The organism is Metabacillus arenae (assembly GCF_014773385.1).
Lineage (GTDB): Bacteria > Bacillota > Bacilli > Bacillales > Bacillaceae > Metabacillus_D > Metabacillus_D arenae.
Genome location: NZ_JACXAI010000034.1, coordinates 1 through 16,086, shown reverse-complemented (window position 1 = coordinate 16,086; position 16,086 = coordinate 1). Strand labels below are relative to the sequence as shown.

12 protein-coding genes are annotated in these 16,086 nt (G+C 37.7%); 8 read left to right on the top strand and 4 right to left on the bottom strand.

Features of this window, described 5'->3' with window-relative positions:
* Positions 1–92: 92 nt before the first annotated feature.
* Entirely contained in the window at positions 93–377 is a 285-nt protein-coding gene (locus tag IC621_RS20615) for an AbrB/MazE/SpoVT family DNA-binding domain-containing protein (RefSeq protein ID WP_191160974.1), read from the bottom strand.
* 415 nt (positions 378–792) lie between these two features.
* Between IC621_RS20615 and IC621_RS20610 the strand changes: the two genes are divergently transcribed.
* Positions 793–2,406: an alkaline phosphatase D family protein gene (locus IC621_RS20610; RefSeq protein WP_191160972.1), complete on the top strand. Its 1,614-nt coding sequence runs from the start codon at positions 793–795 to the stop codon at positions 2,404–2,406.
* 352 nt (positions 2,407–2,758) lie between these two features.
* On the opposite strand, the gene IC621_RS20605 is transcribed toward IC621_RS20610, so the two are convergent.
* Together IC621_RS20605 and IC621_RS20600 are read right to left on the bottom strand one after the other, a co-directional pair.
* A complete protein-coding gene (locus IC621_RS20605) occupies positions 2,759–3,472 on the bottom strand; it encodes a LytR/AlgR family response regulator transcription factor (protein WP_191160969.1) in 714 nt (237 codons plus the stop codon).
* A complete protein-coding gene (locus IC621_RS20600) occupies positions 3,457–4,794 on the bottom strand; it encodes a sensor histidine kinase (RefSeq protein WP_191160967.1) in 1,338 nt (445 codons plus the stop codon). The genes IC621_RS20605 and IC621_RS20600 overlap by 16 nt, the downstream gene beginning before the upstream one ends.
* 680 nt (positions 4,795–5,474) lie before the next feature.
* On the opposite strand from IC621_RS20600, the gene IC621_RS20595 reads away from it, so the two are divergent.
* The 4 genes from IC621_RS20595 (at position 5,475) to IC621_RS20580 (ending at position 9,459) form a co-directional block, all read left to right on the top strand.
* Positions 5,475–6,071 (top strand): beta-class carbonic anhydrase, encoded by a 597-nt coding sequence (locus IC621_RS20595; RefSeq protein ID WP_191160965.1) that lies wholly within the window; start codon positions 5,475–5,477, stop codon positions 6,069–6,071.
* A gap of 339 nt (positions 6,072–6,410) precedes the next feature.
* A complete protein-coding gene (locus IC621_RS20590) occupies positions 6,411–7,673 on the top strand; it encodes a SulP family inorganic anion transporter (protein WP_191160963.1) in 1,263 nt (420 codons plus the stop codon).
* A 925-nt stretch (positions 7,674–8,598) separates the two neighbouring features.
* Positions 8,599–8,940, top strand: coding sequence for an ArsR/SmtB family transcription factor (locus IC621_RS20585; protein ID WP_191160961.1), 342 nt, complete (start codon positions 8,599–8,601; stop codon positions 8,938–8,940).
* Positions 8,941–8,961: 21 nt separating this feature from the next.
* Positions 8,962–9,459 (top strand): SRPBCC family protein, encoded by a 498-nt coding sequence (locus IC621_RS20580; RefSeq protein ID WP_191160959.1) that lies wholly within the window; start codon positions 8,962–8,964, stop codon positions 9,457–9,459.
* Positions 9,460–10,253: 794 nt separating this feature from the next.
* Here the strand turns inward: IC621_RS20580 and IC621_RS20575 are convergent.
* Positions 10,254–11,138, bottom strand: a complete 885-nt coding sequence (locus IC621_RS20575; protein ID WP_191160957.1) for a LysR family transcriptional regulator — start codon at positions 11,136–11,138, stop codon at positions 10,254–10,256.
* 171 nt (positions 11,139–11,309) lie between these two features.
* Between IC621_RS20575 and sucA the strand changes: the two genes are divergently transcribed.
* The 3 genes from sucA to IC621_RS20560 all read left to right on the top strand — a co-directional run bounded on the left by sucA (position 11,310) and on the right by IC621_RS20560 (position 15,985).
* Positions 11,310–14,180 carry a 2-oxoglutarate dehydrogenase E1 component gene (sucA, locus tag IC621_RS20570; RefSeq protein ID WP_191160955.1) on the top strand — a complete coding sequence of 957 codons (2,871 nt, stop codon included), beginning with the start codon at positions 11,310–11,312 and terminating at the stop codon, positions 14,178–14,180.
* Between the two features lie 110 nt (positions 14,181–14,290).
* Positions 14,291–15,538: a 2-oxoglutarate dehydrogenase complex dihydrolipoyllysine-residue succinyltransferase gene (odhB, locus tag IC621_RS20565; protein ID WP_191160953.1), complete on the top strand. Its 1,248-nt coding sequence runs from the start codon at positions 14,291–14,293 to the stop codon at positions 15,536–15,538.
* A 300-nt stretch (positions 15,539–15,838) separates the two neighbouring features.
* Positions 15,839–15,985, top strand: a complete 147-nt coding sequence (locus IC621_RS20560; protein ID WP_191160951.1) for a hypothetical protein — start codon at positions 15,839–15,841, stop codon at positions 15,983–15,985.
* Positions 15,986–16,086 lie beyond the last annotated feature (101 nt).

Sequence of the window (16,086 nt, the reverse complement as noted above, 5' to 3'; positions counted from 1 at the left end):
TGAAGATGGTAATCTAATGTTGTTATTTTTATTTTCATAGAATCTCTCCAAAATTACGATAAATCGTCGCTAACTCCTTCACACCTTTTTAATTATCGTTTTGTGTTGAGGTATTTTTTTAATTCCACCACTAACCTTTTTGCCGCTTCCGGACTTAGTACGAGTTTCCCTCCAGACAAAACAATATTTTGCTCTGAAACCTCGCCAGTCAAATGACATGCCTGATAAGCATGGTACTTACTTAAAATAATGTGACCTCCGTCCACGTAAATTTCCAAAGGGTCTTTTACTCTAATATTGAGTGTACGAAGAATTTCCTTTGGAACTACAATACGGCCTACTTCATCAATTTTCCGAACGATACCAGTGAATTTCATTTTTCAAACCCCCCTCGTAAAGTTTATTCTTTCTGTAATGTTAGAAAACCTGCCATATCGCATAGTTGAACGTTTCAAAATGGTTAGAAAACCTACTTTATTAATATGAGAATGTTGTTGCTTTGTTATCTCGTCCAATGTTGGTAATTATAACCTGCGAAATAGGGAGAAAAATCCAGTGTCCTTAGCGAATTTTAATCGTCCAGATGTTTAAACAAACGTTTATTTATGACCTTTATATGAAGAAGTACTGCCAACTACACTGTATACTTAATGAATAATAAGAGGTGAATGGAGCAACCTCAGAGGGACATTTCTATTTCGGCATTATTCACGAATTTTTTACAACCACTTTATTCTCCCTTTACAGTTGCAAGCCTACAATAGTTTTAGAAAACTAAAGGAGGCAAAAAAAGTGAATGATGCTAACCAGTTAGGCAAGACGAATCGCAGGGATTTCTTGAAAAATGCGGGAAAAGGAATTGGACTGGCTATTGGTGTTTCAATCGCAAATTCCTTACCTGTGAATACAGCTTCTGCTGCACCGAAGTACTTAAAGTACCCTTTTACGCTTGGTGTAGCATCTGGTGATCCACTGCCAGATGGTGTAGTTTTATGGACAAGACTTGCTCCGGATCCACTTAATGGAGGAGGAATGCCATCCCATCCATTTCCAGTTCAATGGGAAGTAGCTCTTGATGAGGAGTTCAAAAAAGTTGTAAAGAGAGGAACAGAGGTTTCAAAGCCTCAACTCGGTCACTCCGTACATGTCGAGGTCAATAAACTAAAACCGGCAACATGGTATTATTACCGTTTTAAAGCAGGTAAAGAATTGAGCCCAGTTGGAAGAACAAAGACAGCTCCTGCCCTGCATAGCCAAGTAGATGAGATAGCATTTGCGTTTGCTTCTTGTCAAAATTGGCCAACCGGCTATTATACAGCTTATCAGCATATGGCGAAGGATGACCTGGATTTAGTTATTCATTTAGGTGACTATATTTACGAAGGCCGACATAACTCCAGCGGTGTCAGGCCGATTGATCAGGATTTTCCTGAAATCTATACAATTGACGATTACCGAAACCGGTATGCGTTATATAAGTTAGACAGTGACCTGCAAGCTGCACATGCCAACTTTCCATGGCTGGTTACCCTTGATGACCATGAAGTGGATAATAACTGGGCAGGGGAAGTTCCGCAAGATCCGCAAAAGCAGTCTAAAGAAGATTTCTTAAAACGCAGAGCAATTGCTTTCCAAGCTTATTATGAACATATGCCTCTCCGCAGAACATCGTATCCTAATGGAAACAGTATGCAATTATACAGACGCTTAGCCTTTGGAAACTTAGTAGAGTTTAATATGCTTGATACTCGTCAATACAGAGATGACCAAGCGGATGGGGACGGATGGGGCCCGCCGACACCTGAATCGATGGAGCCATCACGTACTATGCTAGGTGAAGAACAAGAGCGCTGGTTACTAAATGGTTTGTCCGCTTCAAAAACAAAATGGAATGTTCTTGCACAGCAAGTCTTTTTTGCTCGTCGTGATTATGGATTAGGTCCTGATGCTGAGCGTTATGGGATGGATTCATGGGATGGTTATCCTGCCGCTCGACAAAGAATTCTAAATCATATTACAGAGATGAATCTCACAAATACTGTTGTCTTAACAGGGGATGTTCATTCAAGCTGGGCGAATGAGGTTAAAGCCGACTTTGACGATGAAAATTCAAAAAATGTGGCAGTTGAGTTCGTTGGTACGTCCATCACTTCCGGTGGTGACGGATCTGATGTAAGACCCGATACGGAACAAATATTACAAGAAAATCCCCATATTAAATTTTTCAGCAACCGCCGCGGCTATGTCAGATGCAAATTAACCCAACAAAAATGGCAAACTGATTATTTGACTGTTCCATACGTAACAAGACCGGGTGCACCAATTGAAACAGCAGCTTCTTTTATCGTAGAAGAGGGGAAACCAACTTTGAAAAAAGTCAATGAGAGTGCAGCGGTTCCAGTTTAATTAAAAAGGATATCCAAGGCTGTCGAGACGCTTTCGACAGCTTTTTTTTAACAAATGCTGCAAAAGTGGATAAATAAATGGAGTATGATAAACATACTGGTTGAGGAAGTTAAAAATGTATAATAAAACAGGTTTTAAAATATAAATTAAAAGGCATGGGATTTCTGGTAGATGAGGGATTTCGTTCTGCATTTTTATAAGTTGTGAATTAGAATATCTAAATGAAAAGTTAAGTCTTCCTCAGGTTAAAGTGAGCTATAGATCATTAAAAACGAGTGGCTTCAAGAACCTTACAATCAATACTCGCCGCTGCTTTTCAGCGTAAAAGACAGGAGAATATACAAGGCAAAGGTTACGATATCTGTAACCTCTTATACAAGCTAGATAAATGAGTCCGGCTGACAAACGCCATCTTTGATGTGTTTTTGAAATACACAATATACGTTTGACCCGAAGGTTCAATTCGGCTGATATGTTTGATATTTATAATGTAACTTTTGTGGGTACGTAAAAAGAGAGCCGAATCAAGCTTTTCCTCCAAATTTTTCAAATATTCCAATGTTCTGATTTCTTTTTTTCCATCCATGATAATTTTTGTAGATTTATTTTCTGAACTAATAAATACGATTTCTTCCTGATCTATGACTTCCACACTGTTCCGGCTTCGGATACTTAAGCGGGGAAAAGACTGCGTTTCTGTAATTCCAATTGAGTTTTCGATACGCTTAAAGCATTGGTATAAACGTTCCTGGCTAAAAGGCTTTACAATATAATCAGTAGCCTCAATGTCAAAAGCCCTCGAAGCAAATTCTGCCTTGCCGGTAATAAACACAATGAGCAAGTCCGGCATTTGTAAACGCAGCTGCTTGGCTATCGTGTACCCATCTCCATCCGGCATTTCAATATCCACAAACAAAACCTGCGGGCGCAGCTTTTGAACATGATTTTTTGCTTCCTTTCCCGATTTTGCTTCAGCCATAATGGTAAATCCATTCTCTCTCAGAAAGGTAACCAGTTTTTTCCTTATTTTCTCATGATCTTCGGCAACGACTACGTTATAGGACACTTCGAATTTACCTCCTGTCTGTTCTTTTCGATAAATGGAATAAATACAGAAAACATGGTTCCAGAATGCGGATCGCTTTCAACGTCAATATACCCCTGATATTTGCACGAGATCCGCTTTGCTGTTATTAAACCAAGCCCTTTATGGTTTTCCTTCGTTGTATATCCTTCTTGAAAAACTTTTTCGATCCTGTTCTCTTCAATCCATGAATTAGCGTTATGAACGCGAAAAACGACCAATGAATTCAACATTCGATCAATCGTTAATGTGATGATCCGCCTTTCTGGAGGAACATTAAGTTCTTCCTCAATGGCATTATCAAGTAAATTTCCCAGGATTTGTACCAGTTCATAGGATTTAATTTCCAAGGGGGGGATCAATGTATATACTTCGACCTTCATCACAATATGATGAATTTGTGCAATCTCTTTTTTTGCCTGAATTAATGCGGCCAAAGGAGTATGGTCTAACTGCATTAAAGCCTGCTGGGACTGCAATTCAAGATTCAATTCCTTTAGATACTCATCCGCTTCTTCGTATTCCTTCTGGTGTAATAAACCAGAGATCACCTGCAGATGATTGTGGTAATCATGCCGCTGGGAACGAACGGAAAAAATCAATTCCTCAATATTCCGCAAATACACTCTTTCTGTTTTTTGCATGGTTTGAAATTCAAGCTGTTTTCCAAATGAGTAGATCGAAAATATGGTAATCCCCATAATAAAAATTGAAATCATCGAGATGATTAAAAAATAATCAGCGGTATACTGTGCCATTTTTGAATTTCGTATGCTCATCAAGTGGATAAGATCATCTTGCAAAAGAAACATAATCATGAGCACAACCAAATAATTGGTGTACTCTGTATGTCTTACAGTAAACCATTTAAAGAGTGAGATTTTTTTCGTATACAAAAAAAGTCCGATCAATAACATCAAAAAGTAAACCCCGCATGTGATGATAAGTTCCTGTGTTGGAAAATCCATTAGTTTATCTATGTAATGACGGGAAATGACTCCGAAATGAGTCATCAAACCTTCCACCAGGGTTTGGATAGCCGAACGTGAAAGACTCATAAGTGCAGCAACATTCCAAGAGAAAGGAAAAAAACTTTTGAATAAAAAAAGGTTGAAAACGGTATAAGCAACAACGGTCATTTCAATTGGCAATTTTAAAAATAGTAATAAAAACATAAATAAAGAAAATAGAAATATACACCAAATCATCTGTTTCTTGAAATAGGACCAATCGATACCAAACAGAATATAAGTCAAAAACAAATAGACAAAAGATTTGAGGATGAAAACCAAAAAAACGATCAATAGGGTTCCTCCTCCACACAAAGGTTACTGTTAGATTGTATAAATTCTCTTACATAGATGCAAGTCCATCCAATGGCACTCCAATCACTTTGTCAGGGGCGAAAACAGCTTATATGGCAATTGATTTGATTTCCTTCGGATACTCTCAATATAAAGCCTCAATGTAAAAATCCATAGCATGAATTCTAAAAATTTTGTAGATTTTGATCAATTATGCTCGAAATTAGGACATCATCCCTAAATGATGCTTCTTTTCTCACCGAATTTTGATTAGCGCCTCTTCTTCCTTCGTACTATGGACCCTTACATAAACCTAAATTCCTATCTATCTCCCTAACGGAAAGGGACAGAATTAGGAAAAAAGAAACCATGAAAAGGTGACTTCATTTGCAATTTGATAATCTTGTTAAATTATCATTACATTGTAAATAATCTGATCAATCAAAATTTACAAAAAGATTAACCATTCATTCATCCGAATGTAACGTTCTCTTATCCTATGAAAGCAGCTTGTTGTCCGAGAATAATAGACGTTCCATTTCATTGTTGCTAATATTTAAACCGCCAGCAGAGGTCCATCGTATAGAAATTGCCATTTGCCTTTGTATCTATTTCATTCGGTAGTATGAAGTTTTAAAAGATAAGGATAAAAAAACTTGTTATAGAGGAGTCGAAAATCTATGTCAATTATTCAGGAAATTATGGAAACGAATCATTCTTTCGTCAATCAAAAGAATTATCAAGCCTTCCAGACATCAAAGTATCCAGATAAAAAAATCGTTATTCTAACGTGCATGGATACTCGTTTGTTGGAATTGCTTCCAAAAGCAATGGGTTTAAAAAACGGGGACGCGAAAATCATCAAAAACGCAGGCGCTGTGGTATCTCATCCTTTTGGCAGCATTATGCGCAGTATTCTTGTCGCTATTTATGGATTAAAAGCTGAAGAAGTCATAGTGATTGGGCACCACGGATGTGGAATGGTTGGCCTTGAGCCTGCATCCATTCTTGATGCCGCAAAGCAAAATGGAGTTAGCGAAGCTCGAATTGATACTCTTGTTAACGCCGGAATTGATGTATCGAAATGGCTTACGGGTTTTCAATGTGTAGAAAAGAGTGTTGAGAATAGTGTTCAATTGATCAAAAATCATCCTCTAATGCCGGACAAGATTGCCGTTCATGGGATGGTGATCTGTCCTGAAACGGGTAAATTAGATCTCGTCGCAGATGGATACAGCCATGACGATTTAAAGAAAACAGAACAATTGAGTATGTAAAGAATGAGGTTGGCAAACGGGTTTGGGTACAATCCCGGCTGTTTTCGGGATGGATTTGATTGCTGGTTTGGCAGTCGGGATTGTAACGATTCTGTAAGCGATGGCATTTGCTAAGGCTCCAGGGGGCAGGTCAGAATATGACTTTACACCTCTAGCAGGAGAAATGGTGTGTCTATCGTGTACTTTTCGCTTTGATAAGTTAAGCTATCGTTATTTTGACACCGAAATATTTGCCGGAAACCCCCGGAGTGTTGCTGGCATTGCTTGTATCAACTTTTAGGCAGTTTTATTTAGCATAATAATTTTAAATATTTCAAGCAGGGAGGGTAACGTACGGTTATGAATTTAGAAGCGTTTAGAGACTATTCCTTACACAACTTTAAAAAAGATGTGTTATCGGGAATCGTTGTCGGTATCATTGCTATTCCATTGGGATTAGGGTTTGCGATTGCTTCGGGAACAACTCCTGTCACGGGACTTTATACAACGATTGTAGCCGGTTTATTGATTGCCATTTTGGGGGGATCCAAATTTCAAATTGCAGGACCTACCGGTGCTTTTGTTCCTGTTTTACTGGGGATTATTTTACAATTCGGATATGAAAACCTATTAATTGCCGGGTTCATGGCGGGTATTTTGCTTATCATCTTTGGGCTGTGCAAGGCCGGTGAGTTAATTAAACATTTTCCCAAGCCAATTATTATAGGTTTTCAGTCTGGGATTGCGGTTATTATTTTCAGCGGCCAAATCTCCAACTTTCTGGGACTGCATCATATTGAGAGATACGAATTCTTTCATTTGAATATAATGGAAATTACTAAGAATCTCCACCACGTGGGCATCTATAGTATCATCACTGCCCTTCTTTGTTTAGTAATTATTTTGATGGTTCAACGTTTTTTTCCTAAGGCTGGAGGACTTTCCTTTCTAATTGGTATCCTAGTCTCAAGTCTGGTTTCGTCTTTATTCTTTTCGAATCAAATTGAAACCATCGGTTCGATTTATGGGAACATCCCAAATCAATTCCCAGTCCCTCATTTTCCCGAGGTGACCATTGAAAAAATCCTAGCCCTTTTGCCATCTTCCATAGTAATTGCCGTGCTTGTCGGATTGCAGTCATTGTTAACGGCTCGTGTCGGGGATGAAATGACACGTACAAGGCATAACAGTAAAAAAGAGCTAATCGGTCAAGGCATTGTAAATATGGTGACACCTTTATTTCATGGAATTCCGGCAGCAGGGGAGATAGCACGTACCGTAACAAATATCAAAAATGGCGCTTCATCGCCCATTGCAGGAATAACGCATGCTTTATTCGTTTTGATCGTATTAGTATTACTTGCACCCTTTGCTTCACATGTTGCGCTTGCCAGCCTAGCTCCGGTTTTGATGGTCGTGTCATGGAATATATGTAAAAAGGAACAATTTGCTAGTATTCTTAAAGAAAAATCAGAGCATTCATTGATTTTAATGATGACCTTTATGTTGACCGTCTTCACGAATTTAACAATGGGAATTGGAGCAGGGTTATGTCTTTCTGCCTTACTGTATCTTAAAAAGAGAATGAAAGCTAATCAAAATCAATTAAAGAAGGCCAGTTAACGGACTTCATATGACCAATGTTAATCAGATAAGCAAGCGGTTGCGCTTACTGCGTTTGTGGTGCCGACCCATCAAAGTTAAAACCTTAAAGCCAAGGCAGATTACAAAATCAATGAATTTGCCCTAGCCTCTTTATTAGTGGCTCTGTTAAGAAAACGTGGTGGTCATATCCTTAATAGGACTTTTCATTTCGACTGTAGCTGCTGCCATTTAATCCAAACGAAGCAGCTGCATCCTGGGCGCTTCAGAACATGCAACTTTTACCTGGACCTGAGGAAAACAATAGTAGGGAGATTTTAACATGATGATGTTTTGGGTAAGAATTATTTTCATTACATTCTTTTCATTCACAGCCTTCAGTTTATTTCTATTTCAAGGGGTAGAGGTTATGCATGCCTTTTTTGATTTTTTTCGCAAAAAATAAGATGCTTGCTGCGCTTTTTACAACGAATCGTGTATAGTTATTACAAATGAAACTCATTAAGTAGATTATATGTGAAAACAGTTCCAAGTTGAACATCGGTATACTGTCAGAGCCTTTATTCCAATCTTATTCGGATTACAAAAACGTTGCAGTTGAGTACGTGGATACGTCTATTAATTCCGGTGGGGATCCGATGAAAGATACGATAATGAACAAATATTGCAAGAAAATCCTTTAATAAAGGGGCAGTCCAATAATGAACTGCCCCTTAACATATTTCAGAAGACTGATTTATTAACATTCTTGATTTTCAATTTTTAATGAATTTGTCCTTTTCGGATAGCCTCTGGTGTAATCAGGAATTTTTTCAGCATTTTCTTTATAATGAAGTTTTCCTTCTTTACATGTTTTCTCTTAACGCCGAGCAAATAATTGTATTTTTATTGCTTATATTTAACTAATCAGTTGAATATAGGTGGATAATCTGTTATATTTAACTACATGGTTAACTATAATGAAGATTATTTAAATGAAATTTTTCATGCTTTAGCTGATTCAACAAGAAGAGAAATGGTTCATATGATGGCTCTGAAAGAAAGGACAGTTTCCGAACTAGCGAAACCGTTTGATATGTCTTTGGCTGCAATTTCAAAGCACATAAAGGTTTTGGAACGAGCAAATTTAGTTGATAGGATTGTAAATGGAAGAACTCACATATGTCGCTTAAATGCCGAATCATTATCGCAAGCTAAAGAGTGGCTGAGTTTTTATGAGAAATTTTGGAGTAATCGTTTTGATCTTCTTGAGAATGAGTTATTGAAAGCAAAAAAGAAAGAACATTAAATGACTTAGAGGAGCATGAAGATGGACAACTATTCAAGAACGACTTTAAAAATGACAAGAATTTTTGATGTAGCACCTAAAAGAGTTTTTGATGCATGGCTGAACCCTGAAATGATGAGAAAATGGTTGTTTACATTGGAGGGGACAAATAAAGCGGCACACAGTAATCCTCAAGTAGGAGGAACTTGGGAAATTATTGATCATCGAGAAGATAAAGATTATCGAGCAATAGGAGAGTACCTTGAAATTGATCCTCCCAAAAAATTAGTGTTTACGTTTAAAATGCCACAGTTTAGCGAATTAGAAGATACGATTACAGTTGAGCTAAAAGAACTAAAACAAGGTTGTGAAATGACATTTACACAAAACATTATCGTTCCTCATGAAGAAAATTGGACAAAATCTGATATCGAAAAAGCTCTTGGAGAGTATCACGATGGATCTGAACATGGTTGGAATTTAATGTTCATGGGACTTAAGGAATTAGTTGAGACAGGAAAAGTTAGTTATAAAGGCTAACAATCATTTGAACAATCAAAAGCTGTTTCAGTGTTCTCGATTATAACAAAACCTGCAAAACGTAGTAAGAGATCTTGACTTGATGGATGATGGAGATCCAACGGCTCCTCCAATGTTCGGATGTGAGAAATGTGGTGAACAAATAAATGTATCCAGAATATTATAAGGGAGTATATGGCCTAGAGTACAAGCTATCAGGCATTCGCTAGACAAAAAAAGACCGGGCGGTTTATGCCCGGTTTTTCTTATAACGCGTGCCCAGAAAGCGGTTAATTGCTAGTTGATGGAAGTCTAACCTGTCAATATTGTCATATCAGAAATGACTACATGAAAAAACCTTTGTCAGAGCGATGGCATATCATCGATAACACCACGAAAATTCAGCGGGATTTATATTCGGCCTTCTTATTAATGAACTCCAATTCCGCAGGGACCAAAGCTGATCAAAAACGTTGTCATGAAACCTTTCCTTTATTTAAAAACTTGCACGATCAAAAGATTCAACAGATTTTGAAACAAAAAAAGGAGAACCTCAATTCAGGAATCATCGTAAATTAGGAATAGATTTAAAATAGGCGGTTTGATACAACCGGGCTTACGATAGCCAAAAGATGCGGTCGCTAATGGCAACAGAAGGTTGCTTTGGCCGTGAACGTTCTGAAGAAAATTGTCCCAGTATCCTGTTCAACCCTAATTGCCGAGCATACTTTTTTGTATGAACTGTGGCTGCTGGTCGGATGAGAGCAATGGATTCAGAACCCCACTGCTTAAGCTGTGGGAGTATCAGTGATTATTCAATTATCTTTCCAATCAAAATTTTCTATGAAATGTACGAATGCCTTAACGACATTCCATTCTAGAGATTCCTGATGATAATACATCCACGTTCTTCGCAATAAAGGATTCCCTTTTTGATCAGTTAAGTCAATTAGACGAATATCTTCTATCCCGGTAAGTATTCTACTGGACAAGATGCCATAGCCTAAACCATTTATAACCATTTCCTTACAAGTATCAACTTGGTCGACTTCTATACTGATAAAGGGTGCTTGCGCATAGTTTTCGGCCCACCAATTGTCAATTAATGATTTTAATAAGTAATCCCCTCTATAATCGATTCTAGGAAGATGAGGGAGATCCGTAATATCAATCTCTTCCTTTGACGCAATGCATATTGTTTCTTCAAATAATAAATGTTTTAATAATCCCCTCCAACCATAGTCTCCTCTAACAAAGCTAATATGAACATCTTTATTGTGAATTAGTTGAGTTACATCTCTGCTCCATCCTGTAATCACTTTGAATTCCACATGAGGATACTGCATTTTAAATAATTTCAAAATATAAGGAAGTTCATAATTTGCAAAAAAATTGGATACACCCAATTTCAACGTACCTGCAACTTCATTACTTACGTTTTTACTCATATTGCGAACATTCTCTTTTATTTTTTGATAATGAGCAAGGGCCTCCTCAGCACAATGGACAAGATATTCTCCTTGTGGGGTAAAATGAACGCCTCTACTTTCACGGGTTATTATTTTAACACCTAGTTCTTCCTGCATATGTTTTAAACGATTAGTCAATCCGGGTTGGGTAATAAACAAAATCCGGGCTGCTTTCGTTAGGTTTTTTTGGTTATAGAGAACCTTTAGTATTTCCCAATCACGGTAATCCATTTTTTCCCCCAGTCTATGCCATATAAAAATTATTTATATTTAAATATAATTTTTTAGCATTTTATTTATTTCAATTATTACATTATCCTTATCCATAAACAATCGATAATAACTTCTCCAAATTATGCGATACAAAATAGTAAGAAGAAACACAATCATGGGGGTATGTAAATGGTAATACAGAAAAACCAACAAAATCCATGGGGAAACTTTTATGGACCAAACCTTGGGTATGTAATGGAACAATACGAAAAGTATGTAAATGGAGATGACCCTGTTAATCTGGAATTAAAGGAACTTTTTATAAAGTGGGGTTCTCCTCTTTCCTTTGAAACAAACCAATTTCAAAAAAATACCGAAACTTCATCTCCTGTTCTTAACAATGCGGTGAGTATAGAAAAAGTCGTGAAAGTAGTAAAGTTGCTCGAGGCCATTCGTTCATACGGGCATCTGGAAGCAAACATGAATCCTTTAGAGATGTCAGCAAATGATCACGCTTTGTTGAGTCCCGATAGATATGAGTTATGTGAGGAAGATTTGAAAGCGATTCCGGGAAAAGCGGTGTGGACCGATGCACCAGAAGGAGTCCAAACAGCATATGATGCAATAAACCGGCTTAAAGACGTGTACACGACCTCTTTAGCTTACGAGTTTAACCATGTACACAATATCGAAGAGCGAACATGGCTAACGCAGATGGTGGAGACGGGTTCTTTGCATCGTTCGTTATCAAAAGAAGGGTGCACAAGCCTTTTGAAAAGGCTGACAGAGGTCGAAGAATTTGAACAATTTCTCCATCGTACATTTGTAGGGCAAAAGCGCTTTTCAATTGAAGGATTGGATATGCTTGTTCCAATTCTTGATGAATTGATTTCAAATGCTGTTCAAGCTGGTACAGATACAATAAATATTGGAATGGCACATCGCGGCCGCCTAAGTGTTTTGGCTCATGTCCTTGGAAAACCATATGAAATTATTTTTTCTGAATTCCAACATGCCCCAAATAAAGAGTTAGTTCCTTCAGAAGGTTCAATTGGTATTAACTACGGCTGGAGCGGTGATGTTAAATATCATTTAGGTGCTTACAAGCAAATTAAAGATGAAAATATAGCTCGTGCAAAAGTAACATTAGCAAACAATCCAAGTCACTTAGAATTTGTTGATCCAATTGTTGAAGGATATACGCGCGCGGCTCAAGAGAAGCGCACTGAAAGCGGATTACCTAAACAAGATGTTAATGCGGCTATGGCCATCTTGATACATGGTGACGCAGCATTCCCTGGAGAAGGAATTGTTGCGGAAACACTTAATTTAAATAAGTTAAATGGATATCAAACAGGTGGAACGATACATATTATTGCTAATAATATGATAGGCTTCACAACAGAAAGCCGTGATTCTCGTTCAACTAAATATGCAAGTGACTTAGCAAAAGGATATGAAATTCCGATTGTTCACGTCAATGCGGATGATCCGGAAGCATGTTTGGCCGCGGTTTATATTGCAATGGAATACAGAAAAAAATTCAAAAGCGATTTCTTAATCGATTTAATCGGATATAGACGTTTTGGACATAACGAAATGGATGAACCTTCGATAACACAGCCAAAGCTTTATGAAAAGGTTCGAAAACATCCAACAGTTCGTGAATTATATGCTAAAAAATTGGAAAGTGCTGGCGTTCTAAAGTCTGAAGATATTGAGAAAATAAACGAGGATGTTCACGAAACGTTAGAAAAAGCCTATCAAAAAGTACCTGGTAAAAATGTGGCTCAGGCTCATGAAATCAAACTTCCTGAATTTGTGAACAGCGGGCTGCCGGAATTAAAAACCGCTGTAGACAAAGAGCGATTGTTACAATTAAATGATGAGCTAGTCAAATGGCCAGAAAGCTTTCATGTATTCCCGAAATTGAAAAAAATACTCGAGAGAAGAGCAAAAGCATTTTCTTTAGAAGGGAAAGTGGAATGGGGTCTGGGAGAAGCATTAGCCTTTGCTTCTATTATAGAAGATGGTACTCCTATCCGGTTAACTGGACAAGATTCACAACGCGGTACATTTGCACATAGACATCTTGTTCTTCATGATGTGGAAAATGGTGAATCTTACACGACACTTCATGGCGTATCAAATACGAAAGCATCATTTGTCGTTCATAATAGTCCATTATCTGAGGGGTCTGTAATTGGATTTGAATATGGGTATAATGTGTTTGCACCTGAAACATTAGTTTTATGGGAAGCGCAATTTGGTGATTTCGCAAATGCGGCGCAAGTATTTTTTGATCAGTTCATTGCCTCGGGCCGCGCAAAATGGGGGCAAAAGTCAGGGTTGGTTATGCTATTGCCACATGGATTTGAGGGTCAAGGTCCTGAGCATTCAAGCGGTCGCTTAGAACGCTTCTTACAGCTAGCAGCAGAAGACAGCTGGCAAGTTGCAAATCTTACAAGCGCGGCTCAGTATTTTCATATTTTACGTCGTCAGGCAGATTTGTTGAAACGTGAAGAAGTCAGGCCGCTAGTCATTATGACTCCAAAGAGCTTATTACGTCATTCACATGCAGTTTCAAGTATCGATGAATTAAGTGAAGGAGGATTTAAACCTGTCATTGAACAACCAGGACTCGGTCATAGACCTGAAAAAGTAAAGAGACTTGTGTTATGTAGTGGAAAAATCGCAATTGATATAGCTGATAAATTAAATACACTTGATGGTAATACAGATTGGGTGCACATCTTAAGGGTAGAAGAGCTTTATCCATTCCCTAAAGAGATTATTACATCCATTATTGATCGTTTAACATCTCTTGAAGAAATTGTCTGGGTTCAAGAAGAACCGCAAAATATGGGTTCTTGGTTATTCATTGATCCGAGATTACGTGAAATTGCTCCAGAAGGTGTTCCGGTTCGATATATTGGAAGAAGAAGAAGACAGAGTCCTGCTGAAGGAGATCCAACTATTCATAAGAAGACACAAGAAAGAATTGTAACGGATGCCTTAACGCAAAAAGTACGAAACCAATCATTTGTTGAATTAAAATAAATGAAGAAATTTGCTGTTTTCCAAATAATGTTTTGATAAATATAACGTTATTTATTACTGAAACTTAACTATAAAAATTATTTAACGAAGATCTCAAGGGGGAATCAAACATGGTTGAAATTAAAGTACCAGAACTAGCAGAATCCATTATGGAAGGAACAATTGCACAATGGCTTAAGCAGCCTGGTGATACGGTTGAAAAAGGTGATTATCTTATAGAATTGGAAACGGATAAAGTTAATGTAGAATTAACTGCTGAATATTCTGGCGTTTTAAAAGAACTATTTAAAGAATCTGGTGATACTGTTGAAGTTGGAGAAACGATTGGGGTAATCGACGAAAGTGGAGAAGCCCTGGCTTCCACACCAGAGCAATCAAAAACCGAACAAGCGGAGCCAACAGCTGCTGAAACACCAGCTCAACAAAACGATGTAGTAAAAGAGGAAGTAAAAAAACAGGCGGTCATTGCTTCACCAGCAGCAAGAAAGCTTGCGCGCGAACGTGGAATTGACCTCCAAAATGTTCAAACAATTGATCCACTTGGTCGTGTTCGTAAACAAGATGTTGAAGCATATACAAAACCAGTTCAAAGCGGGCAAGCTAAGCCAGCAGCTAAAGCACCTGAGCAATCTGCTGTCCAGCTAGAACAACCAGGTAAACCTGTTGAACGCGTTAAAATGTCAAGACGCAGACAGACAATTGCTAATCGCTTAGTAGAAGTACAACAAACAGCGGCAATGTTAACAACATTTAATGAGGTTGATATGACAGCGATTATGGAAGTTCGTAAACGCCGTAAGGACAAGTTCTATGAACAACATAATGTGCGTTTAGGGTTTATGTCTTTCTTTACAAAAGCAGTTGTATCCGCTTTAAAACAATTCCCATTATTAAATGCAGAAATTCAAGGGAATGAACTTGTTTTAAAGAAATTCTATGATGTCGGTATTGCTGTATCAGCACCTGAAGGCTTAGTTGTACCAGTTGTTCGTGATGCGGATCGTCTAAACTTTGCTAGTATCGAAGGAGAAATTCTTAACCTAGCTACTAAAGCACGTGACAATAAACTAAGCTTATCTGATTTACAAGGTGGAACGTTTACAATCACAAATGGCGGTGTTTTTGGTTCTTTGCTTTCAACACCAATTTTAAATGGACCTCAAGTTGGTATTTTAGGAATGCATAAAATTCAACTTCGCCCAGTTGCAATTGATGAAGAGACAATTGAAAATCGTCCGATGATGTACATTGCACTTTCATATGATCACCGTATTGTTGACGGTAAAGAAGCAGTTAGTTTCTTAGCAACTGTTAAAGAGCTTCTTGAAGATCCGGAATCTTTATTATTAGAAGGGTAAAAGTTTAATAAACGAAGTTTTTAGAGATGGCTTCTCAAAAAGAAGCTCGCTAGATTCTTATTGAGAAGCCAAATCTTAAATTCCTACTGACGAGTACATAGAAGCAGGAGTCATTCGATAATGTTGTAAATATAACGCTAACAGATTGATAGGGTGCAGAAATCTATCAAGTATTGACATAATAATGATGGCAATAAAAAAGTAGATTCATGATGATGAGGAAAAAATGATGTTGCTGTTGAAATTATCTATCAGTCTATGGGAAAAGGAAAAGTTATCTTTTAATTGGGGGAAATTTTTATGTGGGTCATCACTCTCTTTTCAAATTTAAATATTACCATGTTTGAATTTGACACGGAAAAAGAAGCAAGAGAAGCTTTCGAAAACATTCAAGGCTGCAAGATTCTTTCTGAGGTTGTGTACTTTAATGATCCTTGTTTTCTTTAGCGGCTGTTTAATTTACAAATGCGTGGTCCAACTCCACCGTCTTTAGACGGTATAAGCTTTTAGCCCTCTCTATATGTGTCCATACTTGAAGTGTGAGGTGA

Excerpts from the sequence above, each read along its gene's own strand:
- IC621_RS20585 (WP_191160961.1), top strand. The coding sequence starts at position 8,599 with ATGGTTAACTATAATGAAGATTATTTAAATGAAATTTTTCATGCTTTA.
- IC621_RS20590 (WP_191160963.1), top strand. The coding sequence starts at position 6,411 with ATGAATTTAGAAGCGTTTAGAGACTATTCCTTACACAACTTTAAAAAA.
- sucA (WP_191160955.1), top strand. The coding sequence starts at position 11,310 with ATGGTAATACAGAAAAACCAACAAAATCCATGGGGAAACTTTTATGGA.
- IC621_RS20615 (WP_191160974.1), bottom strand. The coding sequence starts at position 377 with ATGAAATTCACTGGTATCGTTCGGAAAATTGATGAAGTAGGCCGTATT.
- IC621_RS20580 (WP_191160959.1), top strand. The coding sequence starts at position 8,962 with ATGGACAACTATTCAAGAACGACTTTAAAAATGACAAGAATTTTTGAT.
- odhB (WP_191160953.1), top strand. The coding sequence starts at position 14,291 with ATGGTTGAAATTAAAGTACCAGAACTAGCAGAATCCATTATGGAAGGA.
- IC621_RS20560 (WP_191160951.1), top strand. The coding sequence starts at position 15,839 with ATGTGGGTCATCACTCTCTTTTCAAATTTAAATATTACCATGTTTGAA.
- IC621_RS20595 (WP_191160965.1), top strand. The coding sequence starts at position 5,475 with ATGTCAATTATTCAGGAAATTATGGAAACGAATCATTCTTTCGTCAAT.
- IC621_RS20575 (WP_191160957.1), bottom strand. The coding sequence starts at position 11,138 with ATGGATTACCGTGATTGGGAAATACTAAAGGTTCTCTATAACCAAAAA.